Here is a 26490-nt window from a genome sequence, read left to right as displayed (position 1 = left end):
GGATGCTCGGATAAAATTGAAAAAGCTTTATCCGACACTTAAAGAGTGACTAAGTACTAGCCATCGACAACAATAATAGTGATTAGCTTTCATTTGAATGGCAAGAAGATTTGTCATATCAACTGTAGCTGATGCCCTTACTAAATCCGTGTATATCATCGCCTGGCTACGACTAACAGTTTTGTTGGCATAACATCTGCTTATAATTTTCTATGGATACAACGTTTTCATTGGAAATCGGCGCATTGCACAACATGGAACTGAACCAAGCACACCATAAACTTGATGCTTACTACCAGCAAGTACAAGACATCATTCTTAACCGGCAAGATTGGGTCAGCGGATTGCTGCCCGCCAGTACGGCTGTTAACGTGCACGGCAACTATACCGATGCCTGGGTAAGAGACAATGTTTACAGTATTCTCGCCGCCTGGGGACTGGCTCTGGCTTATCGGCGTAGTGAAGAAAAACAGGGACGAACCTACATCCTCGAACAAAGCGTAGTCAAATTGATGCGCGGTCTGTTAACAGCCATGATGCGCCAGGCGCAAAAAGTTGAAAAATTTAAGCAGTCACAGAACCCAATGGATGCACTGCACGCCAAATACGACACTAAATCGGGTGGCTGTGTCGTTGGCGATCATGAATGGGGACATTTGCAACTGGATGCCACGTCTTTATTTCTGTTAATGCTAGCGCAAATGACAGCTTCCGGTTTACGCATTGTCTTTACCATCGATGAAGTCAACTTTGTGCAAAATCTGGTGCATTACATTAGCCGTGCGTACCGCACACCCGACTACGGCATTTGGGAACGTGGCCACAAAATTAATCATGGTATTGCCGAATTGAATGCCAGCTCCACCGGCATGGCGAAAGCCGCTTTGGAAGCCTTATCAGGTTTTAATTTATTTGGTAAAGACGGTGGACAAGCCTCTGTCGTGCATGTCATCAGTGATGATATTGCCCGCACACGCATTGCGCTGGAAGCCTTGTTACCCAGAGAATCGATTTCCAAAGAAACCGATGCCGCCATTCTTAGCATCACCGGATTTCCGGCTTTTGCAGTTGATAATCAGACTATACGGGCAAAAACAGAAGCCGTTATATGCGAAAAACTGGAAGGTCGTTACGGTTGTAAACGCTTCTTATTGGACGGTCACCAAACCGTTATAGAAGACAGCCACCGCCAATATTATGATCCCCATGAATTAAAGCAATTTATAGCGATTGAATGTGAATGGCCGTTGTTTTTTACCTATCTTCTGCTTAATCATTTATTTAAGGGTGAATCGGAGGCTGCTTTGCGTTATCGCACGCAACTGGAAAGCCTGTTGGTAGAACAAAAGGGGCAGCAATTATTACCGGAACTGTATGCCGTGCCTTTGGATGCCATCGCCGCTGAAAAAGCCAAGCCACACAGTCAGGATCGGGTTCCGAATGAAAACATCCCTTTGGTTTGGGCGCAAAGTCTGTTTATTTTAGGGTGTCTTATTCAAGACGATTTGCTTAACCTTGATGACATCGACCCGATAGGCCGCCATAAAGTAACGCAACAATCCCAGAATTGCACACTGCAAGTCCAGTTGCTGGCACAGGATGAAACAGTGCAAAGCCACTTAATGGCTTTCGGTATTCATACACAAACCCTCGCAGAAATTGCGCCGATTCAAATCAGGGAGGCCACTGAACTGGCACAAGCTTACACCCATGTCGGCAGAAATGACCGCATAGGCTTGAGCGGTCGCCCACTGCGACAGTTACGTACATTGGCAACTTCAAAACTGTATATTTTGGCAGGTGAACGGCTGTTATTTTTACCGCAATGCCTTAACCAAAAAGGCTTTTATCTGGCCATGGACAACCGCTTGCTCATCAAGCGGTTGCGCGTGGAATTTGCCTATATTTATAAGCACTGGGATAGACCAGGAAACCCTGTGTTTGTCATGGTCATCAAACAAAATATGCTGGGCAGCCAGCAACGTGATGTTCTTATTGATTTTATCAAAGAACTGCAACAAGGTGTTACCCAAGGCATTGCTTTGCAACTGGGTACACTGTCGGATTTTGCAGAATCTGCAAGCCAGGAAAAAATCAATTACTTACATGATTTTCAGTTTTCTAAAGCATCCTGGGAAGAAACAGCACGGCCTTTCTGTCAGGTATTGCCGCTCAATACCGAATCGCCCGTGGCTTTGTCTACAGACACATTGGCAACATTGGACAACAGTACTGACGAAGTACTTATCGAGCAGTTAAAAACTAGCGCTAATCTGTACGCACAACTGGAAGCATTAAGTTTGCTCAGTCTTCGTCATGGCCTGGATTACGACACCGGATTAATAGCGACGACCGGCACAACGGCTCGTGTGCGTGATCTACTGGAAGAAATTTATGAACGCGCCGGTGATCAGCACGTTTGGATGATTGTCAGGCGCTGTGCGGGTTTGTTGGGTAAGTATGACATCAACCTGGAACAGGCGGCCACCGACATACTGGTGCGCCAACATGCGCTGACCGTGGGTCGCGCCTACAGAAGCAAGGCCACTTTAACGCGTCCGGCTGATTCTTCAGAAATTTTGCACACGATCCGTACCTACAATAATAACGATGCTAGCGAACACGTCATTATTCAGGAATTGATCCTTTATTTGGGCATGTTGATCAAGTCTGACCCAGAACTGTTCACCGATATGCACACGGTGAGGGTAGGGCATATTTTGCAGTTGATTATTGCCAGGCAGCAACGCGAATCAGATTGCGGCGCACCGGATCTGACATTTAACGAGATTCTTTCCTTGCCGCCGTATCAGTTGTTTAGAAAGGTAACCGAAACACTGGAAGATTATAGCAATACCGAAGACCAGTTGGAACTCTCTGAAGCGCTGCATTATGAAGGCGATTGCCGAGAATTAACCCGTGCGCGTTTCTCAAAAAACATGGATGCTAATGATCGTGGTGATGTTGATGGCTGGTATGCGTGGCGCGAGCAACAAGGCAGTGTTGGCAGAGAAAACAGCGTTTTTTTTGCCAGCGTCTGGGATATTCTGCATCACTGCCAAGGCTTAACGATAGGCGAAAAATTCAACGCTAAAAACCGTCTGGACAGCGAAACCACGCTATCGCAATCGACAGCCGGTGAACAAAGTTTCCAGTTGCATGTCAGCCATTTGCTCAACAAAATCCAGGCTCCGGTGTATCGCCAATTAACAGTAGAAACACTGAAAGCCATCGCGTTTATTTTTCGTGAAAATCCGGCACTGCACATTGATGATACTTTGGTGACAGATACCTTGATTGACCATGCGGTAAGAATCAACTGGCTGCAATCTAACCCTGAACATAAAGACAATATCGACGACTCTACATTATTGGCGTGGCAGGATTTTTACCACGCACCGCCGCACCAAATTGCCAATGGTATCCTTGATGCCTTAATACATTTACTTAACAATAATGACAGGAGTTCATCGTGATACTGGCGGGTGATATAGGCGGAACAAAAACGGTATTAGCGCTTTTAGCCAGAGAGTCCAGTGGTTCATTAACAATCATTAAAGAAGCAACCTATCCGAGCCAAAGTTTTTTAAAATTTGACGATATTCTGGCGGACTTTTTACCTGCCGACGTTACCGTTACATCGGCTTGTTTTGGTGTTGCAGGCCCCGTCGTCAGTCAACGTTGCCAAACTACCAATTTGCCGTGGGTGTTGGATACAGAGGCACTGAAAATAACACTGGTGGCATCCAGAGTAAAACTACTCAATGACCTGGAAGCAATGGCACTGGGCATGTTGCAGTTACCCGAACAGGAGCTTATTGAATTAAATCCTAAGGCACAGCCGCAGACTGGCAATATAGCCGTCATAGCGGCGGGCACCGGTTTAGGTGAAGCCATTCTGTATTGGGATGGTAAGAAACACCATCCTATGGCAACCGAGGGTGGCCACAGCGATTTTGCCGCTCAAAATGCCACGCAGGATCTACTGTTAACTTATCTTCGAAAAATTTACCCTGAGCATGTCAGTTACGAACGTATCTTGTCGGGCATTGGTTTTAGCCACTTATATGATTTTTTCTGTGACCAGGGGTTAGCGCCGACATGCTCAAGCCTGCTGGATATTAACAGTGGCCTTGATAGGAATGCTGTTATTTCTAAGCTGGGTGTTGAAGGTGAAGATGCCGTATGTGTAGCGGTAGTCAGACTTTTTGTTGCGCTTTATGGTGCTGAAACCGGCAACTTGGCGTTGAAATCACTGGCCACCGGCGGGGTTTTTATTGGCGGCGGCATCGGCGCAAAAATATTACCCGCGATGCAAGATGGCAATTTTATACGCGCCTTTAAAGCGAAGGGTCGCTTTCTAGCTTTGCTCGACAACATTTCGGTTAAATTGTCATTGAACCCACGCACACCGCTCCTTGGCGCAATCCATTATTTTGATGACTAAAAACCGGTCATTTTTAATGACATTCACTGCTTTACTTTGTAGCCTCGATCTCACTCACCTAAGGAATTAATCAACCATGCTTTACTCAACCAACATGCCACGTTTGGGCGACAAACAAAATTCGGATTTCTTTGAAGATTATTTACAACGTCTGCTGGCAGAACGTGATCGTAGTGGCCTAACGGAGATGATTGGCGGCATTGAAGCGCTGATGATCAGTGTTGAGCCCGGCAATTCGATAGAATATATTGCCGAACTGGCGTTGATGACCCCCTATCAATACCTGGTAACACTGGATAGCGACAAGCATTTAACCCATGTCTTGCGTATCGATATGAATTCTCCTGATATTTTGTTGCGTGAAATTAAAAATTCCAGCTACGACGATATCTTCAGTGGTTTAAACGATCTTTATCCGGTCGGCGTACAAAAACCGCACAGCCGGTATTTGGGCGAAATTTTGCTCGCTACCAACCGTCACGAAGTCGTCGCCTTGCAACAGCAACGCGAGTTCCGCTTCTTTTCCGTAGGGCAACTAGCGGAGCTAGATTTACCGCTCAATGTCAGCATCTCCAAGCCGTCACCTTACACACAGAATGTAGTGGGCTATATGGAACGCCCGCTCAATGGCATACGCGTTTATCAACACGGTGAATGTATGGTTCTGTCGGCGGCACAGGCCGCCAATGATCGCAGCAAGGAAATTCAGGAACGCCTCGGCATCAAACAACTTATCCTGCCTATTGACCATCTGGCGACGCGGGTTTACAGCCAGAACCGTGAGGCGGCATTACTGGAATATCTGGCGTTGTCGAGTTATTACTATTGGGGAAGTTACGATATTAAAGACCAAAATTCTTCGACCAACGTCACCAAAAACATCCGCCAGATGCCAGAATCCAATAGCCCTGCCAAGGTATTCACGGCCAATAATTATCCGTATTGTGTTAACCATTTAGATAAGTTACCTAGCCCTACCGAGAACTTTGTGCGTAATTATGGGCCGCGCTTGCATCACATGGCAGTGGCGGTTAAAGATGGCCAAAGCTATGGCCGCGAAAATATTGATATAGTAGTTGATGCCATCGTCAGCCAGGGCAAGGGCTTTTTGTTGGATACGGTCGGTTCACGCGAAGAAGGCATGAAACAGATTTTTTCATCGGCTTCTGATTTTTCCTCGCTGATTATTGAATATGTACAGCGTTTCGGTGACTTCCAGGGCTTTTTTACCCGCGACAACGTGGCACAATTAACTTATGCCGCAGGGCAAGAGGAAGGTGTTAAAAACTAGCGCTCCGTTTATAAATGAATTCAATAATTAGATACTTTGTATTGATAAAACCTGGAAAAATAGTGCTGTGGTGTTATCTGATTTGGTATTCAGTGACTGTGCTGCACCATTTTGACCCATCCCCAAAGATATGGATTAATGCACTGGGCATTAGTGCCGTAATCGGCTGTGGATTGCTGCTCAGCGTAGCTACGCCCAGCAATAAGTCCGATACTTGGCAAACCGTCAGGCTATTTTTAATGCCTTTTTGTGTATCCAGCTTTTCATCTCTGATTAAGGAACAGGGCTTTGTATTCATTTTTTCGACAGACCTTGCGGAATTAGTCATTGCTGTTTCATGCTGCTTAAGTTTTGTTGTTAGCGTTTTAGCTATCAAATATTGGGCTGTCCGGGTCAATAAAAACAGGACAATCCTTTAATTACAATCACCTTACTATGCCGTCAAATCAGGAAATTGTGTGTTCCCCCGATCGTTCCTGATGTATCCTTCGGTATCCCTTTCTTAAACTTAGCAGAAACTTTAATGAAACAACTTACACCTGAAGGCCAGCAAATCATCAATAACCTCGCACAGCGTTATGGTTTTAGCGCGGATGCTGTGTTCAGCCTGTTGCAGTCAGTCATCAACGGCAACGGTTCTATGGCACAGTTTAATCATCCTGAGTTTGGTGGTTCTGGCCAATGGATGCGCGGTGGCATGATTATGCTGGGTGATATGTTCAATAATGGCTTAAAAAACAGTGTCGGTGGCCTATGTCAAGAACTGTCCAACTTGATCGCCAATCAACCAGGGCTTATTCAAACTGGCAGCTTTCAGTCTCAAAACCAGGGCACGCAACAGCAGAGTAATTACAGCAACAATCAACAACAAAACAGCACTGGTTCTACGGCGGCGGTGAGTTTGTTTGTGCCACCACCTGCGTGTAGTTCTGGGAATTGGTGGCCAGCAGGTCTGCAATTTCCTAATAGCACTGGCGCACAAAATAACGTGCGTTATGCTTACTTTGCTACCATTCGGCGGCTGGCTATTGAGGTTAATGGTCAGGTAACGCTGTACGATACGTTGGATCACCAAATTGGTGGCTTTTCCCAACAACAGTCGGTCGGGGGGTCTATTACCTTTACCAGTCAATATGGGCTGGTGGATGTTAAGTCCCTACCCATTATTTCTGTTGATAATGTGCCTGTGCAAACCCCGATTCAATCTCAGCCAGAACCTCCCTGCCAGCCTAATTCTATTGATACGACCAGTGTAAATCAAGACGCGGATATTTTCGGCGCTATTGAGAAATTGGCCAATTTAAAAGAAAAAGGTATTTTGACCGATGCTGAATACAGTACCAAAAAAGCGGAACTTTTAGCCAGATTATAACTTGGATTTTCAGATAAGAACGGCATGACAGTATCTGTGTCATGCCGTTAAATAATAGCCGCTATTTGATAAACGACATATCGGATAAGTAGAATATGCAATAGATGGCAAGGCTCAGCCAGCGCCCAACATCCCCTGCTCAACAATAAAATCCCTAATATCATTAAGCCCAATACCGGTTTTTAAATTACTGAACACAAAAGGCCGCTCGCCGCGCATTTTTTTAGCATCCCGATCCATGATTTCCAACGATGCACCGACATAAGGCGCTAAATCGATTTTATTGATGACCAACAAATCCGAACGGGTAATGCCGGGGCCGCCTTTGCGCGGTATCTTGTCACCAGCCGATACGTCTATCACGTAAATGGTCAAATCGGCCAACTCTGGACTGAAGGTGGCACTGAGGTTATCGCCACCACTTTCGACCATGATAAAATCCAGATTATCAAAACGCTGGCTTAATTCATCGACAGCGGCCAGATTCATCGACGCATCTTCACGAATAGCCGTGTGCGGACAACCGCCGGTTTCGACACCTAAAATACGCTCTTCCGGCAGCGCCTGGTTGCGGATTAAAAACTGCTGATCCTCACGGGTGTAAATATCATTGGTGACTACAGCGATTTCAAACTCATCGCGCATGTGTTTGCACAAGGCATCCACCAATGCCGTTTTGCCTGAACCCACAGGCCCCCCAATACCAACGCGTAATATTTGTTTGTTATTCATACTTTCCCTCAAGAACGGAATAATCTGGAATACTGCATCTCATGCCGACTGCTGGCTAACGCCAGTCCAAACGCACTGCCACCGATGTCGGCATCGGCACGGCTTAAAGCCTCATCGACTAAAACCGGTATCTTGCCTGCTAAATCCATTAATAATCGTTGCCCCGCCACTTGCCCTAATGGCACTAATTTCACCGCGCATAGCACCTGGTTTTCCAACCAGCTCCATAAATAACCAATCAAGGTTTCGCGTTGGGTAATTCCCCAGTTAACAGCCGCAAAACTAAATACCGTTGCCAGCGTGGCTTCAGGGTGACGTATCCAAGGCTGCATTTTCGTTAACGCCAATGCGTCGAGTAAACGCGCCAGAGCCTGACCTGTTTGTCGATCTTCTGCCCGAAGTTCGGCCGTTTCGCGGCAAGCGATCAAGATTTGGCTCCAATAAATAATCCTTTCTTCCGCATTGTGTTCCCAGCCATCATACAAGCGTGCCAGTATAGGTAAATCAATACATGCCATACAGCTATCTATCAAGCCGCCAATCCATTCACCCGCTTCGGTGGCATTGCTTACCCAACCATCATCGACCGCACGTTCCAACCCTTGGGAATAGCTGTACATGCCAATTGGCAGACCAGGGCTCACCAGTTGCAGCAAGCGCAATAGCGCCAGATCAGTGCCCATGGCCATGATAAGCACCGTGTTCTGGTTCAAACGGCAATACGTCATGCGTTACTGTCAAACCCAAACCCACCAGCATCTGATCTAAGACATGATCGGTCAGAAAACGCAACTCGCCGGGTAAAATCTGCAAAGCCACATGGCGGTTACCCAGGTGATAACAGGCACGGGCGAATTGTAAAGCATCCTCGGTACGGACTATCGATAACGCTTCGGGGGCGGCATTAATGCGTACCCGAAAATGATCGGAGCCGGTTAACACAAAGCCCTGTCGTAATACTTGACCTCGCGGCAAAGACATACCGATTTTGATGCCGCTATCGGTTTTGCTTAACAAGCGACTTTTCTGCCGCGCATCATAAGGCAGTGTCACCACATCGTCAGAGGGACTTTCCTGTGGGGCGAATTCAGTGAGTTTCAGCATCATCAAAATAAAAAATAACGTTGGGCAAAAGGCAGTATATCCGCCGGTTCGCAGGTTAATAACTGGCCATCAGCACGCACGGCGTAAGTTTGTGCATCCACGTCTATGTGTGGCTGGTAATGGTTATGAATCAAATCTTTTTTGCCAATGTTGCGTGTCCCCTTCACCGCGCCCACTTGCTTGTTTAGCCTTAAAGTAGCTGCAAGGTTAGCATCAACAGCCACTTGTGGTAAAAAGAACATCGACGTTGCCGCTGCCGTGAGGCCAAACGCGCCAAACATCGGTCGATAATGCACCGGTTGCGGGGTTGGAATTGAGGCATTAGGATCGCCCATTGGGGCTGCGGCAATAAAGCCGCCTTTAAGAATCAGGCTAGGCTTGGTGGCAAAAAAAGCCGGATGCCATAATACCAAATCCGCGAGTTTACCCACTTCGATGGAACCCACTTCATGGGAGATACCGTGGCTGATCGCTGGATTAATAGTGTATTTGGCGATATAGCGTTTGATGCGGAAATTGTCATGATGTGCAGCATCTTCTTTGAGCTGGCCACGCTGTGCTTTCATTTTATGAGCGGTCTGCCAAGTGCGGATAATGACTTCCCCAACGCGCCCCATCGCTTGTGAATCGGATGAAATCATCGAGAATGCACCTAGGTCATGTAGTATATCTTCGGCGGCGATAGTTTCGCGGCGGATACGTGATTCAGCAAAAGCCACATCCTCAGCAATGCCAGGATCAAGGTGATGGCAAACCATCAGCATATCCAGATGTTCGTCTACTGTATTGATGGTATAAGGCCGCGTTGGATTGGTTGATGATGGCAATACATTGGCTTCGCCGCAAGCTTTGATAATATCGGGCGCATGGCCGCCACCAGCCCCTTCGGTATGATAGGTGTGGATGGTACGGCCTTTGAACGCGGCAAAAGTGTCTTCCACAAATCCGGATTCATTCAGCGTATCGGTATGGATGGCAACCTGTACATCAAACTGCTCAGCGACCCCCAGACAGCAATCTATGGCCGCCGGTGTCGTGCCCCAGTCTTCATGGAGCTTTAAACCCATTGCACCGGCGTGGACTTGCTCTTCCAAGGCATCGGGCAAGCTGGCATTACCTTTGCCGAGCAAACCAAAATTCATGGGGAAGCCATCCAGTGCCTGGAACATGGTGTGTAAATTCCACGGCCCTGGTGTACAGGTTGTGGCATTTGTCCCTGTTGCAGGGCCCGTACCGCCGCCAATCATGGTCGTTACTCCTGACATCAAAGCTTCGTCAATTTGCTGTGGGCAGATGAAATGAATATGGGCATCAATCCCCCCAGCGGTCAGAATCTGACCTTCACCGGCAATAATCTCGGTACCTGGGCCTATGATGATATCGATACCGTGCTGGGTATCTGGATTACCCGCTTTACCGATACCGGCAATACGACCGTTTTTGATACCGACATCGGCTTTAATAATACCCCAGTGATCGACGATAAGCGCATTGGTGATAACCAAATCCATCGCCAAAACTCCAGCTACCTGGCTTTGACCCATGCCGTCACGTATGACTTTACCGCCACCGAATTTGACTTCATCGCCATATACGGTACGGTCTGCCTCTACTTCCAAAAACAGGCCGCTATCGCCTAGACGTACCCTGTCACCGGTGGTAGGCCCAAACATATCGGCATAAGCGCGTCTGCTAATTCGGCTCATACGTTATTCTCCAAAGCACCCATCACATCCTGACGAAAACCGTAAATACGCCGCAATCCGGCCAAAGCGACCATACTAACTTCACGTTGCTGTCCTGGCTCAAATCGCACTGCTGTCCCTGCCGGAATATCCAGCCGATAGCCCCGTGTTAGTGGGCGATCAAAATGCAAGGCCGGATTGGTTTCAAAAAAATGGTAATGCGAACCGACCTGTATCGGTCTGTCACCGCTATTGGCGACTAAAACGCTGATTACTGGGCGGCCAACATTCAGTTCCAAATCGCCTTCAACGGTAATAATTTCACCTGGAATCATGCGTTACTCCTATTCAATCGGGTTGTGAACAGTCACCAGTTTGGTGCCATCAGGAAAGGTGGCTTCCACCTGCACATCCGGCAGCATTTCTGCAATGCCATCCATAACATCCTCGCGGTATAACAAGGTACGGCCAAATTCCATGAGTTCGGCTACCGTACGCCCATCGCGTGCGCCCTCCATTATTGCGGCACTGATAAAAGCAACCGCTTCCGGATAATTCAGTTTAAGACCTCTGGCTTTACGACGTTCGGCCAGCAAACCTGCGGTAAACAGCAACAGCTTGTCTTTTTCACGCGGTGTTAATTGCATCGTTTTTCTTCCAGTTAAGTAGCCCAAATGCGTGGCGCACAGGCATTACGTTGCAGCATGTCGGGGCGAACAATCGCCCAGACCTGTTCAAAAAAATGCCGTAACGTATCCGTTCTATTATCCAAGCCTCTGCACACCAATACATTATCAATACGGGTCACCCCGCGTCCTTTAGTATCGCCAATCAATGACTGCACCGCCACTAAACTTTCGCTGCTAGCCGGTGTGGCAAACAAGGTGCCACAAGCTGAAAATCCCTGCAACCCCCAACGGGCAGCAAAGGCTTTGGCATCCAGCTGTAAGCGTTCTAAAAATATCGGCTTATTCTGATAATAAATTTGCCAGTGCAAATCGGCCAAACCATAATCAAAGCCTTCGTTACTGGCTGGCCGTCCCAAGGATAAAATCTCCCAGCCGATAAAACGCGCCGTCGCCGCCAGATTAACCTTCACCACAGATTTTAACCGTGCGCCCTGGTAAATAATAGTTTCCTGGGGTAGCCATTCTACAGCAGCGTTTTCTGCAACATTGATCTCAACGATCTGCATGGCCTGCTCGCCAGAACTGCGGTAAAACTTTCCGGCAGCCGGCGTAGTAATCAATGCATGGCTGTGTGCTTTTGCATCAACGCTAATAGCCAAACAATCACCGCCAACTATGCCACCAGGGGGATGTAGGATATACACATGGCATACGCCGTCACCCTCAGGGTAAAAGGGTCGTTGTACGGTAAGCGGACCCACATGCTGGCGCTTTACCAATAAAGTTTTTTCACTAGTGGCGGCAAAGCTTAAGTTTAATGATGCTTGCCAACCCAGCACTTCACTTTTAACGGCGGCTTGATTGTTCAAGCTCAATACCCAGCTAGCAAAAAGCAACCCACCGTCGCGCAAGCCCAGCCAAAACTTATCATTAAGATACGAACAGGCTTGGTACTGAATAAACCTGCGCCAATACCCAGTAAATGTAACAAAGCCGTCGCCACCAAAAAGCCTAGGACATAGGGTAAATGTGCAGTTCCGCTGGTGATTTCCTCAGCATGGACATAGCCATGAAACAAGGCAAACACCATGACTAAGCCTGTTGCCCAATGTTCTGATAGTCGTGTGTTAAACCCTATTATTAGGCCAAATACCACAACTGAAGATGCTACCCACAATTCCGCAAAAGGGAGGCTAATCCCTACAAAGCTTAATCCTGCGCCTGCTGCCATAAGCATCAAAAAGCTTAGTGGTAAAATCCACAAAGCCCTACCACCCAATACACAGCCCCACAAACCAATTACGAACATTACTAACAGATGGTCAACACCCTGCCAGGGATGGACAAATCCAGCCATAAAGCCATGCGTTGTGCCCATGCCGGTATGTGCCAATGCAGATTGGCTTATTCCCAATAATAGACTGGTTAACACTAATTGTTTGCTCATGTCATTCTCGCTGTTTATGCTAAATTCTCAGTGAAGACGTTTAATAACGTTTATAAGGCAAAAACTTGCCACTCATCACTATCTTGACCCGATCGCCTTTGGGGTCAGGTTCACGTTGAAGATCCATCGAAAAATCGATAGCGCTCATAATACCATCGCCAAATTCTTCATGAATCAGTGCCTTAAACGTCGTGCCATAAACGTTGACCAACTCATAAAAACGGTAAATTAAGGGGTCAGTGGGCACTGAACTTGGCAAAGATCCCTTATAAGGCACCACTTGTAACTGTTCTATCGCTTCAGTGGGTAATTCCAGCAATTCACCAATCTCCTTGGCCTGTTCGGCACTCAATGTCATCTGCCCCAGTAATGCAGCGGTTGTCCATTCCTTACTCTGACCAATGGCCTTGGCTAATTGCAGCCAAGTCAGTTTTTTACGCAGCTTATGCGTGACTATCATTTCGGTGACTTCGTTACGCGTCATAAACATCTCCTTTAAGCTTTCACTCTCTACCCTTTCACACGCTGTTTATACGGTCAAATATTGTTTAACCATACCCTCATTTAATTCTGACATACTCCCCACTGCTACCCCGCGCCCCCGATCCATAATATAAAATCTATCCGCCACCTTACGGGCGAAGGGCAGTTTTTGTTCTACCAACAATATGGTCACACCCAATTCGTTTTTGATTTTGATAATACCTTCACGGACATCATCTTTTGCTGCATCCCCTGTTTTAAGTAAGGGCGTCGGTATGCCTTTGGCGCGGTTTAAACGGATGATGACATCACCAATTTCAGTGACGATATTAGGTTGAATGCCTTCGGTGGGTTCATCCAATATGAGTAATTTTGGATTTAGCACCAACGCCCTGCCAATAGCCAGTTGCTGTTGCTGTCCACCCGACAAATCCCCGCCCCGCCGCTTGAGCATCTGCTTCAATACCGGAAAAATCTCATAAATATGGTCAGGGACTTTTTTAATGCCTTGTTTGCGTACCGCCCTCAGGCCAATTTGCAAATTTTCTTCCACGGTCAATAAAGGAAAAATCTCCCGACCCTGCGGTACATAGCCAATACCCAGTTCAGCACGCTGTTCTGGTTTGGCATTATTAAGCACAGCGCCGTTGTAATTGATAGTGCCATCACGCGCTGCAATCAGCCCCATAATACATTTTAACAAAGTGGTTTTACCCACCCCATTGCGTCCCATCAAACACACGCAAGAACCAGCAGGTACTTCAAAATTCATATCCCATAAGGTATGGCTGCCACCGTAAAATTGATTTAATGCGCTAATATTAAGCATCAGTCCCCCAAATAAACCTGTTTAACGCGTGGATCGTTCTGCACTTCTTCCATTGTGCCTTCGGTTAACACCGAGCCTTCATGCAGTACGGTAACACGGTGCTGTGCAATAGAACGCACGAACTCCATGTCATGTTCGACCACGATAATAGAACGCTCACCCTGTAACGATAATAACAGTTGTGCAGTGCGCTCGACTTCCTGTTGCGTCATACCCGCTACCGGCTCATCCACCAGCATCACTTTAGGCTCCTGCATCAGCAACATGCCAATTTCCAGCCATTGTTTCTGACCATGTGACAAGATACCCGCCAGTTGTGATCGGTGTTCAGTAAGCCCTATGGTTTCCAGTACCTGTTCAATACGCTCGCGTTGATGGTTATTTAATTTGGCAAACAGGGTGGCCCAAACACCTTTATGAGTCGCTAAAGCCAGTTCCAGATTTTCAAATACGCTGAGCATTTCAAAAACACTAGGCTTTTGGAATTTGCGGCAAATGCCCGCCTCGGCAATGGCCGGTTCGTCCATTTTTAACAGGTCAAGCGTTTGGCCAAAATAGACTGAACCACTGTCAGGCTTGGTTTTTCCGGTGATTACATCCATCAGCGTGGTTTTACCGGCACCATTAGGGCCTATCAAACAGCGCAATTCCCCCGTATCAATGTACAGCGACAAATTATTTAACGCCTTAAAACCATCAAAACTGACACTGACACCTTCCAGGTATAAAATAGGTTTCTGGCCAGGGCTGTTATCGACTTGCCTTGCTTCAAGGCCTAACACATTCATTGTTTTTGCTCATGTTTATGACGTTGCCAAAATCCCACCAAACCATCAGGCAAAAATATAGTTACCAGAATAAATGTGGCTCCAAGGAAAAATAACCAGATTTCCGGTGCCCATCCGGTCAGCAAGGTCTTGGCATAATTGACCAATACTGCCCCGACAATTGCACCGTACAAAGTGCCGCGCCCGCCAATCGCCACCCAAATCACGATTTCTAGTGAGTTTAGCGGTGAAAATTCGCTGGGGTTGATAATGCCGACCTGTGGCACATACAAAGCCCCCGCAATACCTGCCAGCATGGCTGATAGCACAAAAACCCACAGTTTAAAGTGTTCTACCCGGTAACCCAGAAAACGCACCCTGCTTTCCTGATCACGCACAGCCGTGACTACCCTGCCTAATTTGCTGAGCATCACCCAGCGACTGGCCATAAAAGCCCCAATGAGCACCAGTCCAGAAACCATTAACAAGCTGCCGCGTACGGCTTCAGATTGTATGTTAAAGCCGAGAATGTCTTTAAAATCGGTTAAGCCGTTATTACCGCCAAAGCCCATTTCATTACGGAAAAAGGCCAACAGTAAAGCATACGTTAATGCCTGGGTTATAATAGACAAATACACCCCCGTCACGCGCGAGCGAAAAGCCAGCCAACCAAATACAAAAGCCAGCAAGCCTGGAACCACTAGCACCATGAGGGCTGCAAATCCAAAGTGATCAAAACCGAGCCAATACCAGGGCAGCTCTGTCCAATTGAGAAAGACCATAAAATCCGGTAGCAGTGGATTGCCGTAGACGCTCCGGTTACCGATCTGGCGCATTAAATACATACCCATCGCATAACCACCCAAGGCAAAAAATGCCCCTTGCCCCAACGCCAGAATGCCGCAATAACCCCAGATCAAATCCAGTGATAAGCCCAACAAGGCAAAGGTAAGATACTTACCCATGATCGACACGGTGTAGGCGGAAAAATGCATTACCGAGTCAACGGGAAAAAGGAGATTGCAAACCGGCACCAATACCGAAATCAAGGCGATGCAACCTAATAACCCGATTGCTAATTTATCTTGTTTATACAATGTTGCTAACATGTTTTAGCTCTCCGCTGCTCGGCCTTTTTGTGGGAACAAACCACGTGGGCGTTTTTGTATGAACAAAATGATAAATATCAAGACCAGTATTTTGGCCAACACTGCACCTGCAACCGGTTCCAGTAATTTATTGGCAATCCCTAAAGAAAACCCTGCCAACAGCGTACCCCAAAGATTACCCACACCACCAAACACCACCACCATAAAGGAATCGACAATATAGGCCTGTCCCAAGTTTGGGCCGACATTGGTAATCTGACTGAGGGCTACACCGGCAATCCCTGCAATACCGGAGCCTAGGCCAAACGTTAGCGCATCAACACGCGCTGTGGGTATCCCCATCGCTTTGGCCATGGTGCGATTTTGCGCAACAGCCCGCACTTCCAGACCCAAGCGAGTACGCTTGAGAATTTGCAGCAGTAACGCAAATACCAGAAAACAAAACACCAGGATATAAAAGCGATTCCAGGTTAAGGAAAGGAAATCGTTGATCTGCCAGGTGCCGCTCATCCATTCAGGACTGGCAACGCTGCGGTTTAACGGTGAAAAAATAGAGCGTACCGTTTGCTGTAAAAACAGGCTGACTCCAAAGGTTGCCAGCAAGGTTTCCAGAGGCCGTCCATAAAGAAAACGGATAATACCGCGCTCAATGGCAATGCCCACCAACGCTGAGATTACAAACGCCGCCGGAATAGACAGTATCAATGCCCAGCCCAAGTGATCCGGCATAAGCTGTTGCATGACATACGTGGTATACGCACCCAGCATCATCAATTCGCCATGCGCCATATTAATGATGCCCATCACACCAAAAGTAATCGCCAGACCAATCGCCGCCAATACCAGCACCGCACCCAGGCTTAAACCAAAAAACAGGGTTTCTATGGCCGCATACACTTTTAACCGCGCATTGATTTTCACCAAAGCCGCCTTGGCATAGTTGCGGACATCCACATCCGTTTCTGCAAACTGGCCCTCAGTGTCTTGATCCTGTAGCGCATTCAAACGGTTAACTACCTCCTGATTAGCCTGATCTTTTAATAAATCTATCGCCCCTAAACGCTCGGTTTTGTCGGTACTGTTTAACTGTTCCAATCCTAGCACCAATCTGATTTCATCCTGTACGCCGACATCTTTTTCGACAACCAGCCGTTCACGTAGCAATGCCAGACTTTCTGAATCTATGTCTTTGGCAATGGCTTGCACGGCATTCATTCTTGCCTTGGCTTCGTTCGCATTAAGCTGCAAACGACCCAGGGTTTTACGTAAAGAAACTCTGAGGCTATTATTGAGGTTAATTTTTTGCGTAGCCTCCCGCGCCGCAATCCCTAAATCTTGCCCACTTTTAGCATCAATCAGCTTATAACCGGCATCAATTTCCGTACCGATCACCAGCTTATTCTCAAGGATAAGATTAAATAAGTGTCCGTCCAACAAGGCCTGCAAAATCACAATCGCGCGCGGGGCTTTCACCGCCGCCAGCTGATCTATCGCTGCACTGCGTTCAGTCATGGACGTAGCATTTAGCCTTGCCAGCGCTGCCGTGTAGACGGCCTCATTTGCACTGTCTTCACTGAGTGTTAAGCTTGGTAACAGCAGCATGAGTATTGCCATCAAGCAACAACAGCACCTGGTAAAGTTCGGTTTCATGTTCTCTTTCTCTGCGTGAAAAATCCGTAGAGTAGAGGCGCAAGATTGCCATGTCATTGTTCACAGTTCCCCTCTTTGAAAAAGAGGGGTTAGGGGAGATTTTTTAAATAAATTCCCCTCAATCCCCCTTTTCCAAAGGGGGAAGTAAACTTTACCAAGATTTTGCGTCTCTACACAACCAGCCCTGCTACTTGTAGTTCTGCCCTGAACACTTCTTGGTCTTGGTATTGTAATTACCGCAGCTGATCGGTGCTGTCCAGTCGGCAATAATCGGTTTGCTTTCTGGCAAGAAGTCTGACCATGCATCACCGTCCACCAAGGTATTGGTTTGCCAGACAGTTAAGAATTGTCCATTGTCCTGAATTTCACCTATTAACACCGGTTTGCTAATGTGATGGTTCGGCAACATTTTGGCGGTGCCACCGGTCAGGTTAGGGTATTCAACGCCAATAATCGCCTCTTGCACCTTGGCAGGGTCTGTACTGCCGGCTTTCTCGACCGCTTTCACCCACATATTGAAACCGATATAGTGGGCTTCCATTGGATCATTGGACACCCGTTTAGGATTTTTGGTGTAATCTTGCCATTGCTTGATGAACGCTGCATTTTTGGTGCTGTCGATACTCATAAAGTAATTCCAGGCGGCCAGATGACCGACCAGTGGCTTGGTGTCTATGCCAGATAATTCCTCCTCACCCACCGAAAACGCTACCACCGGGATTTTTTCAGCGGACACACCCTGGTTGCCCAGTTCCTTGTAGAAAGGCACGTTAGCATCACCATTGATGGTTGAAACCACCGCTGTTTTCTTGTTGCCTGAACCAAACTTCTTGATGTCGGCAACAATGCTCTGCCAATCTGAATGGCCGAACGGCGTGTAATTGATCATGATGTCTTTTTTGGCTACGCCTTTGGATCTAAGATAAGCCTCAAGGATCTTATTGGTGGTGCGTGGATACACATAATCGGTGCCCGCCAACACCCAGCGTTTGACTTTCAAATCGTTCATCAAATAATCAACGGCCGGAATGGCTTGTTGATTAGGGGAGGCACCCGTATAAAAAACATTTTTAGAGGATTCCTCGCCTTCGTACTGCACTGGATAAAACAGCACGCCATTCAATTCTTCAATCACCGGCAGCACCGATTTACGTGACACGGAAGTCCAGCAGCCAAAAATAGCGGCCACTTTGTCTTTGGTCAGTAATTCGCGGGCTTTTTCGGCAAACAACGGCCAGTTAGAAGCAGGGTCTACCACCACTGCTTCCAGCTTCTTGCCCAGGAGTCCGCCTTTCTTGTTTTGCTCATCGATAAGCATTAACATAGTGTCTTTCAGGGTAGTTTCACTGATCGCCATCGTGCCGGAGAGGGAGTGTAATACCCCCACTTTGATGGTATCTTCGGCTCTGGCATTGCCCGTTATTAACAACAGCGTAGCGAACGTAGCGGCTGCCACGGTATTTTGTAACGTTTGGGATAATTTATTCATATCAATAATCCTGGTTGAGTTGCACAGATTAAATTTGCAGTTGGAAGCCCAGCTTGATGGCACTGCCACTGTCACCAGCGGCCGTCGAGCTGTAATTTAGGCCTTTGGACATCAGATCGCCGTATTCATAGCTGAGGGATACTTTTGCATTATGGCCGTCGATGATGTAATTCACCCCACCTTCGTAAGAGTTGCGGTTAGTGCTGCCGCTAGGTAACACATTCACATAGCGTAAATAGGGCTGTACCTGGCCAATACCAATTTTTTGCGGGAACAGGTACATGCCACTAAAGTCGTAGGCATTGCCTTCAAACATGGAAAATCCACCGCCAGCATCACGCGAGGCCTGACTATAACCACTGGAAATACCGTAGTTTTTGTACTCGCCGTTAAAAGTAATAACACCTTGGTTGGCCAGAACTTTTTCCAGCAAAATATCAACGGACGTACCACGGAAATTACCCGGATCCAGTGCAGTCCCTGCGCCGTCTTCCTGGTACTGGTTGGCAACTGCAACGGTCAGTACGTCTCCACCCTTACCGTAGTAAGTACCGGAGGTATAATAGCCAGGGTTTTTTTCCACTTCCCAAAAGTTGTAGGCCACACGTTGGGAATATAGGATATTGTCGTCAATATTGGCCCCGCCCCTTAGCCCTCGGAAAAAGCCGAAAGCATATTGCAATCGACCACTTAGCGCCGCTCCCCAGATTACTGCACCATCATCACGGCCAAACGAACCGGCTGATGTACCATCGTTCTTAATCGTTAGATTATAATCAGCCGATTCAAACGGGGTACCGGAACTGAAGATATTGTAAATGGCGCTGTAAAAAGGCCCGTTCATCTCACGGCGTTCTGCAGGTACCAAAAGCCGTCCACCCCAGACATTAATATACGGGTTATACTCAAATTTGCCGATAGCATCCAGAATGCGCATTTCGCCGCCGTTGCCACAGGTTTGGCAATCGGTGTTGAATTCCAGCTTGATGTATTTATGCAGCTGGGCATTCATGTATAAACGGATATTGTCCAGGTTAAAATCATTGTTCCAGTCACTGCCATTAACACCGGCCTTGCCTTCCGCCGCCTGAAAACTGGTCCGCAGGCCAGCGCCAATACTGACCCATTTGGTATCATCAATTTTAAATGTAGCACCCGCCTCGGCAGGTTTTGCATGGCTTGCTGCCAAAATTAACAAAGCTATTGCCGGAAGCAGTGGCGTTCTGTTCAATGTCTGCCTTATCTGTTTTGTTTCCTTCATGTCAAACCCCTTGATTGTCAGCTTGATTGGGTAAAGCACTTGGTTTATCCAAATGCAGCCACACTTACGGCTTGAAGGGGATTATTTTGCTTAAAGGAAATTTGCACAATGCGTCATTTAACTCATCAGTTAAATGACGTATAGCCAGAAAATCCCATGTCATTTATGATCGAACAATTCGCAAAACCTTATGAGACTTATCATCATGCTATTTAGCAGAACAACACGATACCTCATTGTCATTGCCGTTTATGGCTTGCTGGCCTGTGCGCCAGCAACGGTCAAAAAACAGCAGGCGTTTGATTTCAGCAAGGCGGGACGCATTGAGTTACAGATTACTGCTGCTGATCGGAGTGTATTACCCGAAAACCTTATGCGGCAGGTCAGTCAGAATTTGCTTGGCTGGCATTACCCAATCGGAATGCAAGAAAACACGGTATTTAGCCATACCCTGATAGCAACGGTAAAACCTGTGGAGCATGGCAGCACACCGACTGGATTTTCTTTTTCGTCGGGCAATTCAGACCCACGTGCGCTAGATTTTCAAAAAACTGATGTGCTGCCGATCGACTGCCGACTAACGACTATCGATCATCCAGAACAAAGTGCAGAACTTAAGATGGGCTTTTCCGCTGACCAGACCAGCAAGCTATTTTTGAGTACCGATAAACTGGCAGACCATATCAGTACGGTGTGTTTCAATTTATTAAACCAACTCAAGTGGCCGTTGCCGATGTCAAAAAACACCGCCGAAAAAACTGTCATATCGCCGAGCTGGATGCCAGAAATACGTATAGAAAGCAAAGACCAATCCAGCGTTCCTATCGATAAAACAGCGCCTGTAAAAAAGGTGGATGACAAAGGGCTTGAGGTGCAAACCAGCTCGCCTAATGAAAACGAACATGGCAAACAGATTATTATTTATAACCAGGGTTCGCCGGTGACTTTGGAATTAGGCCATCATCGCCGCTAAAATAAAGGGGTGGTTTCGATAAGTGATAGGTCCTGGCTGGTTGAACTGTCTGGCATTGAGGATAAATTGGCTGTCCGTTGCATAACAATAGACACCGCCGCCGCGCGCGTGACCACACCCAGCTTTTCAAAAACATGTTCCAGGTGTTTATTGACTGTACGCGGGCTACTATCCAAAATCATGCCCACTTCTTTGTTGGTTTTGCCCCTGGAAACCCACATGAGTATTTCCGCTTCCCGAAAAGTCAGCCCCAAAGAGTTTTTAACGGAATCGATATTCCACTGTGCGGAGCGTTTTTCCATCAACAAAAGATACTCATCGTTATGGAGGCGAGGCAGCAGTTTTACAGAAAAATGTACCCCGTCTCGAACCCTTTCGAAACTGGTGGGTTCCGCGCTTTGTGCTAAACGCTGTTGCACGGTGAACCATGCCAGCAGTGTAGCGGGCAACACGGAGCCAAGCTTGATATTTTCAGATAAGGCCGGTTGCTGCAAAAATTCGCCTAACCACCGTAAACCCGCCTCTGGTAACCAGGTGATATCGCCGAAATTCGTTACAGCCAGCGCCGCATAAGGACTATTGTTTAAAGCACTTTCCGCACGTCGGGTATTGCGTACTTGATTCAATTGCGCCTCGACCCTGGCCAGCACTTCCGGTGGACGTATGGGCTTAACCAGATAATCGACAGCACCCTCATCAAAGCCGTGCAGTAAATCATCCAGCTCGCTTAATGCCGTCATGAACAATACCGGGATAGCCGCCGTTTTAGGATCGGACTTTAGTCGGCGGCAGGTTTCAAAACCATCGATACCGGGCATAAGCACATCCAGCAAAATAATATCCGGTTTTAGATAGCCAATTTGCTCCAAGGCTGACAGGCCATCGGTTGCCACCAGTACGCGGTAACCCGATTCTGAGAGGGTATCGGATAATAAAGCCAGGTTTTCAGGCGTATCATCAATAATCATGACAATACTGTTAGCAGAGGGGGATTCACTGGTCATAACGGTTGGTTTTCTCGGCGGTGGTGGTCAGAATTTTTTTGATGTCGCTCAGGCGAAACTCGCTACTGAGCAAGAGGATAGCTTGTGCAAAATCCCGGTATTCAGGGCTGTTGTGCATTAATTTGTCCAGATACGCGTTTAGCCCCATAAGATCGCCAATCCGTACAAAGGCAAACATCTCTTCCAATAGGCCAGATGGCAGGAGCAGATTGGACTTGTTCTGCATCATTTTATTGGGGATCTTCAAATCGTCATCTTGATAAATCCAGGTCAGGCCCAGTTGTAATTTGAGTTTATTCATTAATTTTGTGACTTGTAGGGGCTTTGCCAAAAAGTCGTTGCAACCGGCATTGATGGCACTGACCCGGTCAGAAGCATACGCGTTGGCAGTTAACATCACAATGGGAAATACATAGCTGTTTTGGCGTAAACAGTGGGCGGTTTCGAGTCCATCCATGTCCGGCATGGACAGGTCGAGTAAAATCAAATCCGGTTGATTCGCCTTAATTTTGTCCAGACAATCAGGGCCTGAAATTGCTTCATGCAGATAAAATCCCAAGGGTTCTAAAATATCGCTTATGAGTTGGCGATGTTCGGGTTGGTCATCCACAACAAGGACAGCCTGTCGCCTACCCTGATACCCCACGATGGGTTGTTGTGGTATTTTTTCTTGTTCGCCGCCCAGATTAGCCAGAAAAAGGCGCACGCTAAACGATGAACCCTGGCCAGGAGAGCTGCTGACCGCCAGTTCACCGCCCATCAATTCTGTTAACACCTTGCTAATGGTTAAGCCCAGGCCGCTACCGGCCACTAAATTGTCCTGTGCTATCTGGGTAAAGGGCTGGAAAATATTTTCCAGCTGATCTGGCTGTATGCCAGGGCCGGTATCGATGACCTGAAATGTAGTCACACCGCAACTGTAGCCAATGCGAAATATAACCTCACCAGTTGTGGTAAATTTGATCGCATTACCTAATAAATTGATTAGTATTTGTCCGACTCGTTTTTCATCACCCCTCACCCGTTGCGGCAAGGTGTTCATAATCTGGCAATGAAAAGTCAAGCCCTTGCTTTCTGCCTGTGGCCTAAAAATACTCAGTAAATGTTCAATAAAAAAGGGAAAATCGATGGACTCCTTGGAGAATTCAAACTTACATGCTTCAATGCGGGCAATGTCCAGGATGTCTTCAATCAACGAAGATAAATGGTCGCCGCTGCGTTTTAAAATATCGACCGCTTGCCGACGATGCGCGGGTATCGTCGGGTCTTGTTGCAGGATATAGGCATAGCCAAGAATACTGTTTAACGGCGTGCGTATTTCATGGCTCATGGTACTGAGGAAGCGGCTTTTCGCTATATTGGCCTTGTCCGCCGCCTTGGTGGCTTCCTGCAATTTGGCATCAGTCTTGGTGTGTTCTGCAATCTCCGTCAATAAGCGTTGCGTTTGCAAGGCAATTTCTTCATGGGCTACCCGTCGACTTTCGTCATTTAGGATCAACCACCAGGTACATAAACCAATAAAGACCAGTAACGAGGAATAAACCTTCACAAAGTTTGCCAGCAACAGATCAAATGAAGGTTGAAATAGGGCGGTATTCAATAAGTCCTGATAGTAAATAATGCCGACAAACACGCTGGTCAATATCGTCAGAAATATAAACAAGAGACTGAAACGTATTAACCTTAAGCGTGCCGTCATCGTCAGCTGTTTGGGTAAGCAGGTGACGGCGAGTTTTCCCAGGTAATCATCCATCCTAAAACCTGGCTTACAGGCATCCAGACAGCGCGAATCCAAAGTACAGCACAGCGAGCAAATACTACCTTCATAAAACGGGCAATACGCCATGTCTTCGTGTTCGAAAGCGTTGGCGCAAATGCTGCATTCACTGTGGCTACCGTGTTTGCCGTGAAAACGCGGGCGGGTAAGATAGCGTTTGCGGCCATACAGTTTGGCAATGCAAGGCACTAATATGAAGGCCAAACCTAAAGCGATAAAGGCAGAAAATGCCTGTGCATATTGGCCGAATAAACCCAGATAAGCCAGGATAGAAATAATCGATGCCAACAGCGTGGAAAGCGTACCCACGGGATTAAGATCAGGTAAATAAGCCCGTTTAAATTCAACTCTTTTGGGACTAAGCCCCAAGGGTTTATTGATGAGTAAATCAGCGGCAACCGCACTGATCCAGGCGATTGAGACATTGGAAAACAAGCCCAGGACTTTTTCCAGTGCGCTAAAGACACCGAATTCCATCAGCAACAGTGCGATGGCAACATTGAAAAATAGCCAGGTCACCCGACCCGGATGGCTGTGCGTTAAGCGTGAGAAAAAATTTGACCAGGCCAATGACCCTGCATAAGCATTGGTGACGTTAATTTTAAGTTGGGAAATAACCACAAATAACGTTGTCACCGCCAAGCCGGTAGTACTATCAAACAATTCCTTGTAAGCGACCAAATACATTTGGGTCGGCTCATGGGCATGGGCAGATGTAATGCCGTGGCGTATGGCAAGATGGGCGAGTAACGCACCGCCGAGCTGACGTAACATGCCGAATAGTATCCAGCCAGGGCCTGCGGTTATTGTCGCCAGCCACCAGCGCGTCCGGTTTTTGGCCGTGAGTTCTGGCATAAAACGCAAAAAATCCACCTGCTCGCCAATTTGCGCCACCATGGAAAAAGCAATGGTTGTGGCACTGCCAAACAGCAACCAGTTAAAACCCTGGCCGCTACCCGCAATCCAGAAGTAGGTTTGTAAGGTCATGACAGCTTCAGGTTCACGCATAAACACCGCGACATACGGGGTTATCAGCAACAATAACCACAGCGGTTGCGTCCACAGTTGCAAGCGGCTAATGGTGGTAATCCCGAAGGTGACCAGGGGGATAACCGTAACTGCACTGATAATGTGCGCAATGAAAACAGGCATGTGAAAATACAGCTCGATGGCCAGCGACATGATAGAAGCTTCGAGCGCGAACAGGGTGAAAGTAAAAGACGCGTAAATCAGCGAAGTCACGGTCGAGCCAATATAACCAAAACCTGCGCTACGGGTTAATAGATCAATATCAATGTTATAGCGGGCGGCATAATAACTGATCGGGAAGCTGGTAATAAAAATGATTAAACCCACCGCTAAAATGGCCCACACCGCATTGGTAAAACCATAGTTGATCGATAAAAAACCCCCAATCGCTTCCAATACCAGAAACGAAGTCGAACCAAAAGCCGTGTTTGCCACCTGAAATTCAGACCATTTACGAAACGTCCTCGGTGCAAAGCGCAAGGCGTAATCTTCCATGGTTTCGTTGGCAACCCAGGCGTTATAGTCACGACGAATTTTAGAGATATTATGGTGGATGCCGGCTTCCTCAGTCGTTTTGGAGTATGTATTCACTTCCCCCTTTGAAAAGGGGGATTGAAGGGGATTTATTTAAAAAATCTCCCCTAACCCCTCTTTTTCAAAGAGGGGAACTGAATGATTATGTTGTAGATAAGCCAAGCGGCAATCATAGAAAACGGGACGGTGAAAAAGCTTTGGCTTCCGGCAGTTTTTCACACTGGGCGATGGCCTTATGAAAACACTCATCGGCATGAATAGGGCCCAGAATTTCACACAAACCCGTGTAAACCAAATGCACCAGGCTAGCCAGCGTTTTTTCATCCAGCCCGACAGCCCAGGCAAAATTATTAGGATTGCCAGCCCACCGATTAACGTTGTCAGCCATGTCTTTCTTGCCCTGTCTTTTATCCAGGGACAACTCTTTAAGAACCTGAAATAGCGCCGATTTTTCTGCTAGATGTGTGTAGACTTGTTTCATAAAATAAATAAATATCACGGTATGCGCCGTTAGTTTCGGTGCTACTGTCGAATCTGCGGGGTCTGTTTTAAACGGTGATAGCTTCGGTTCAGCCTGTTTTTGCCGCAATTCATCATGGTCTCTTTCAACACCAAATGACAAAGGGTCTATCGATAGCACTGTTTCCTCTTTCATCAGTTCACGAAACTGGCCATACAAAGCTATTCTGTTTGACATATCAATACCAAACTCGGAACAGATTCGGGTCACGTAAGCGATCAAACTGCTCATACCCTCAGTTTGATAGTCCCGGTCTAATATCTGGATCGCCTCAACACGTTGCTCTTCAGATAAATACGGCTGAAAACAAAGCCAGCTGACTTGCCTTCTGCGCTTTTTTATATCCGTCATCGGGCGT

At 47.2% G+C, this 26490-nt stretch carries 24 protein-coding genes; 5 read left to right on the top strand and 19 right to left on the bottom strand.

Going from position 1 to position 26490, the window contains the following annotated elements; genetic code table 11:
- The first annotated feature begins 254 nt into the window (after nucleotides 1-254).
- From CRENPOLYSF2_RS18070 to CRENPOLYSF2_RS18060, 3 genes are all read left to right on the top strand, one after another.
- The gene (locus CRENPOLYSF2_RS18070) at nucleotides 255-3476 is read left to right on the top strand and encodes a glycoside hydrolase family 15 protein (protein WP_087145351.1); all 3222 of its coding nucleotides are present in this window, start codon (nucleotides 255-257) and stop codon (nucleotides 3474-3476) included.
- Entirely contained in the window at nucleotides 3473-4447 is a 975-nt protein-coding gene (gene glk / locus CRENPOLYSF2_RS18065; RefSeq protein ID WP_087145346.1) for a glucokinase, read from the top strand. The genes CRENPOLYSF2_RS18070 and glk overlap by 4 nt, the downstream gene beginning before the upstream one ends.
- Before the next feature lie 76 nt (nucleotides 4448-4523).
- Nucleotides 4524-5738, top strand: a complete 1215-nt coding sequence (locus tag CRENPOLYSF2_RS18060) for a VOC family protein (RefSeq protein WP_087145345.1) — start codon at nucleotides 4524-4526, stop codon at nucleotides 5736-5738.
- 73 nt (nucleotides 5739-5811) lie between these two features.
- On the opposite strand, the gene CRENPOLYSF2_RS18935 is transcribed toward CRENPOLYSF2_RS18060, so the two are convergent.
- Nucleotides 5812-6036 carry a hypothetical protein gene (locus CRENPOLYSF2_RS18935; protein WP_176371167.1) on the bottom strand — a complete coding sequence of 75 codons (225 nt, stop codon included), beginning with the start codon at nucleotides 6034-6036 and terminating at the stop codon, nucleotides 5812-5814.
- Nucleotides 6037-6261: 225 nt separating this feature from the next.
- Between CRENPOLYSF2_RS18935 and CRENPOLYSF2_RS18050 the strand changes: the two genes are divergently transcribed.
- Nucleotides 6262-7110: an SHOCT domain-containing protein gene (locus CRENPOLYSF2_RS18050; protein WP_087145343.1), complete on the top strand. Its 849-nt coding sequence runs from the start codon at nucleotides 6262-6264 to the stop codon at nucleotides 7108-7110.
- A 114-nt stretch (nucleotides 7111-7224) separates the two neighbouring features.
- Here the strand turns inward: CRENPOLYSF2_RS18050 and ureG are convergent, their stop codons facing one another.
- The 15 genes from ureG to CRENPOLYSF2_RS17975 form a co-directional block, all read right to left on the bottom strand.
- A complete protein-coding gene (gene ureG, locus CRENPOLYSF2_RS18045) occupies nucleotides 7225-7842 on the bottom strand; it encodes an urease accessory protein UreG (protein WP_087145342.1) in 618 nt (205 codons plus the stop codon).
- An 8-nt stretch (nucleotides 7843-7850) separates the two neighbouring features.
- Entirely contained in the window at nucleotides 7851-8525 is a 675-nt protein-coding gene (locus tag CRENPOLYSF2_RS18040) for an urease accessory protein UreF (protein WP_087145350.1), read from the bottom strand.
- Complete coding sequence (gene ureE, locus CRENPOLYSF2_RS18035) at nucleotides 8515-8949, bottom strand: urease accessory protein UreE (protein WP_336469740.1); 435 nt, start codon at nucleotides 8947-8949, stop codon at nucleotides 8515-8517. Before ureE ends, CRENPOLYSF2_RS18040 begins: the two co-directional genes overlap by 11 nt.
- Nucleotides 8949-10652, bottom strand: coding sequence for an urease subunit alpha (gene ureC / locus CRENPOLYSF2_RS18030; protein WP_087145341.1), 1704 nt, complete (start codon nucleotides 10650-10652; stop codon nucleotides 8949-8951). The genes ureE and ureC overlap by 1 nt, the downstream gene beginning before the upstream one ends.
- The gene (locus CRENPOLYSF2_RS18025; protein ID WP_087145340.1) at nucleotides 10649-10966 is read right to left on the bottom strand and encodes an urease subunit beta; all 318 of its coding nucleotides are present in this window, start codon (nucleotides 10964-10966) and stop codon (nucleotides 10649-10651) included. The genes ureC and CRENPOLYSF2_RS18025 overlap by 4 nt, the downstream gene beginning before the upstream one ends.
- Before the next feature lie 9 nt (nucleotides 10967-10975).
- Complete coding sequence (gene ureA / locus CRENPOLYSF2_RS18020; RefSeq protein WP_087145339.1) at nucleotides 10976-11278, bottom strand: urease subunit gamma; 303 nt, start codon at nucleotides 11276-11278, stop codon at nucleotides 10976-10978.
- A 14-nt stretch (nucleotides 11279-11292) separates the two neighbouring features.
- The gene (locus CRENPOLYSF2_RS18015) at nucleotides 11293-12129 is read right to left on the bottom strand and encodes an urease accessory protein UreD (RefSeq protein ID WP_245808058.1); all 837 of its coding nucleotides are present in this window, start codon (nucleotides 12127-12129) and stop codon (nucleotides 11293-11295) included.
- Nucleotides 12130-12131: 2 nt separating this feature from the next.
- Nucleotides 12132-12707, bottom strand: coding sequence for a HupE/UreJ family protein (locus tag CRENPOLYSF2_RS18010; RefSeq protein ID WP_087145337.1), 576 nt, complete (start codon nucleotides 12705-12707; stop codon nucleotides 12132-12134).
- Nucleotides 12708-12747: 40 nt separating this feature from the next.
- Nucleotides 12748-13191, bottom strand: coding sequence for a cyanase (gene cynS, locus CRENPOLYSF2_RS18005; protein ID WP_087145336.1), 444 nt, complete (start codon nucleotides 13189-13191; stop codon nucleotides 12748-12750).
- A 45-nt stretch (nucleotides 13192-13236) separates the two neighbouring features.
- Nucleotides 13237-14019 carry an ABC transporter ATP-binding protein gene (locus CRENPOLYSF2_RS18000; RefSeq protein ID WP_087145335.1) on the bottom strand — a complete coding sequence of 261 codons (783 nt, stop codon included), beginning with the start codon at nucleotides 14017-14019 and terminating at the stop codon, nucleotides 13237-13239.
- Entirely contained in the window at nucleotides 14019-14807 is a 789-nt protein-coding gene (urtD, locus tag CRENPOLYSF2_RS17995) for an urea ABC transporter ATP-binding protein UrtD (protein ID WP_087145334.1), read from the bottom strand. Before urtD ends, CRENPOLYSF2_RS18000 begins: the two co-directional genes overlap by 1 nt.
- Nucleotides 14804-15895: an urea ABC transporter permease subunit UrtC gene (gene urtC, locus CRENPOLYSF2_RS17990; protein ID WP_087145333.1), complete on the bottom strand. Its 1092-nt coding sequence runs from the start codon at nucleotides 15893-15895 to the stop codon at nucleotides 14804-14806. Before urtC ends, urtD begins: the two co-directional genes overlap by 4 nt.
- Before the next feature lie 3 nt (nucleotides 15896-15898).
- Complete coding sequence (gene urtB / locus CRENPOLYSF2_RS17985) at nucleotides 15899-17497, bottom strand: urea ABC transporter permease subunit UrtB (protein ID WP_245808057.1); 1599 nt, start codon at nucleotides 17495-17497, stop codon at nucleotides 15899-15901.
- A gap of 235 nt (nucleotides 17498-17732) precedes the next feature.
- Nucleotides 17733-19034, bottom strand: a complete 1302-nt coding sequence (gene urtA, locus CRENPOLYSF2_RS17980) for an urea ABC transporter substrate-binding protein (protein ID WP_140396899.1) — start codon at nucleotides 19032-19034, stop codon at nucleotides 17733-17735.
- Between the two features lie 28 nt (nucleotides 19035-19062).
- Nucleotides 19063-20295 carry a hypothetical protein gene (locus CRENPOLYSF2_RS17975; protein ID WP_087145331.1) on the bottom strand — a complete coding sequence of 411 codons (1233 nt, stop codon included), beginning with the start codon at nucleotides 20293-20295 and terminating at the stop codon, nucleotides 19063-19065.
- 205 nt (nucleotides 20296-20500) lie between these two features.
- On the opposite strand from CRENPOLYSF2_RS17975, the gene CRENPOLYSF2_RS17970 reads away from it, so the two are divergent.
- Nucleotides 20501-21268: a hypothetical protein gene (locus CRENPOLYSF2_RS17970; RefSeq protein WP_140396898.1), complete on the top strand. Its 768-nt coding sequence runs from the start codon at nucleotides 20501-20503 to the stop codon at nucleotides 21266-21268.
- On the opposite strand, the gene CRENPOLYSF2_RS17965 is transcribed toward CRENPOLYSF2_RS17970, so the two are convergent.
- The 3 genes from CRENPOLYSF2_RS17965 to CRENPOLYSF2_RS17955 form a co-directional block, all read right to left on the bottom strand.
- Nucleotides 21265-22272, bottom strand: coding sequence for a response regulator transcription factor (locus CRENPOLYSF2_RS17965; protein WP_087145329.1), 1008 nt, complete (start codon nucleotides 22270-22272; stop codon nucleotides 21265-21267). The two genes, CRENPOLYSF2_RS17970 and CRENPOLYSF2_RS17965, sit on opposite strands and share 4 nt — an antisense overlap.
- Nucleotides 22262-25669, bottom strand: coding sequence for a response regulator (locus tag CRENPOLYSF2_RS17960; protein ID WP_245808056.1), 3408 nt, complete (start codon nucleotides 25667-25669; stop codon nucleotides 22262-22264). The genes CRENPOLYSF2_RS17965 and CRENPOLYSF2_RS17960 overlap by 11 nt, the downstream gene beginning before the upstream one ends.
- A 112-nt stretch (nucleotides 25670-25781) precedes the next feature.
- A complete protein-coding gene (locus tag CRENPOLYSF2_RS17955; protein WP_087145328.1) occupies nucleotides 25782-26483 on the bottom strand; it encodes a hypothetical protein in 702 nt (233 codons plus the stop codon).
- Nucleotides 26484-26490: the final 7 nt, after the last annotated feature.

The sequence above is a fragment of the Crenothrix polyspora genome, from assembly GCF_900163755.1.
GTDB classification, from domain to species: Bacteria; Pseudomonadota; Gammaproteobacteria; order Methylococcales; family Methylomonadaceae; genus Crenothrix; species Crenothrix polyspora.
The sequence above is the reverse complement of the archived record's forward strand: the minus strand, read 5'-3'. Positions and strand labels throughout refer to the sequence as shown.

Coding starts and splice junctions, on each gene's coding strand:
- CRENPOLYSF2_RS18070 (WP_087145351.1), top strand. CDS start 255: ATGGAACTGAACCAAGCACACCATAAACTTGATGCTTACTACCAGCAA.
- CRENPOLYSF2_RS18060 (WP_087145345.1), top strand. CDS start 4,524: ATGCTTTACTCAACCAACATGCCACGTTTGGGCGACAAACAAAATTCG.
- CRENPOLYSF2_RS18935 (WP_176371167.1), bottom strand. CDS start 6,036: ATGAATACAAAGCCCTGTTCCTTAATCAGAGATGAAAAGCTGGATACA.
- CRENPOLYSF2_RS18050 (WP_087145343.1), top strand. CDS start 6,262: ATGAAACAACTTACACCTGAAGGCCAGCAAATCATCAATAACCTCGCA.
- ureG (WP_087145342.1), bottom strand. CDS start 7,842: ATGAATAACAAACAAATATTACGCGTTGGTATTGGGGGGCCTGTGGGT.
- CRENPOLYSF2_RS18040 (WP_087145350.1), bottom strand. CDS start 8,525: ATGGGCACTGATCTGGCGCTATTGCGCTTGCTGCAACTGGTGAGCCCT.
- ureE (WP_336469740.1), bottom strand. CDS start 8,949: ATGATGCTGAAACTCACTGAATTCGCCCCACAGGAAAGTCCCTCTGAC.
- ureC (WP_087145341.1), bottom strand. CDS start 10,652: ATGAGCCGAATTAGCAGACGCGCTTATGCCGATATGTTTGGGCCTACC.
- CRENPOLYSF2_RS18025 (WP_087145340.1), bottom strand. CDS start 10,966: ATGATTCCAGGTGAAATTATTACCGTTGAAGGCGATTTGGAACTGAAT.
- ureA (WP_087145339.1), bottom strand. CDS start 11,278: ATGCAATTAACACCGCGTGAAAAAGACAAGCTGTTGCTGTTTACCGCA.
- CRENPOLYSF2_RS18010 (WP_087145337.1), bottom strand. CDS start 12,707: ATGAGCAAACAATTAGTGTTAACCAGTCTATTATTGGGAATAAGCCAA.
- cynS (WP_087145336.1), bottom strand. CDS start 13,191: ATGACGCGTAACGAAGTCACCGAAATGATAGTCACGCATAAGCTGCGT.
- CRENPOLYSF2_RS18000 (WP_087145335.1), bottom strand. CDS start 14,019: ATGCTTAATATTAGCGCATTAAATCAATTTTACGGTGGCAGCCATACC.
- urtD (WP_087145334.1), bottom strand. CDS start 14,807: ATGAATGTGTTAGGCCTTGAAGCAAGGCAAGTCGATAACAGCCCTGGC.
- urtC (WP_087145333.1), bottom strand. CDS start 15,895: ATGTTAGCAACATTGTATAAACAAGATAAATTAGCAATCGGGTTATTA.
- urtB (WP_245808057.1), bottom strand. CDS start 17,497: ATGCTGCTGTTACCAAGCTTAACACTCAGTGAAGACAGTGCAAATGAG.
- urtA (WP_140396899.1), bottom strand. CDS start 19,034: ATGAATAAATTATCCCAAACGTTACAAAATACCGTGGCAGCCGCTACG.
- CRENPOLYSF2_RS17975 (WP_087145331.1), bottom strand. CDS start 20,295: ATGAAGGAAACAAAACAGATAAGGCAGACATTGAACAGAACGCCACTG.
- CRENPOLYSF2_RS17970 (WP_140396898.1), top strand. CDS start 20,501: ATGCTATTTAGCAGAACAACACGATACCTCATTGTCATTGCCGTTTAT.
- CRENPOLYSF2_RS17965 (WP_087145329.1), bottom strand. CDS start 22,272: ATGACCAGTGAATCCCCCTCTGCTAACAGTATTGTCATGATTATTGAT.
- CRENPOLYSF2_RS17955 (WP_087145328.1), bottom strand. CDS start 26,483: ATGACGGATATAAAAAAGCGCAGAAGGCAAGTCAGCTGGCTTTGTTTT.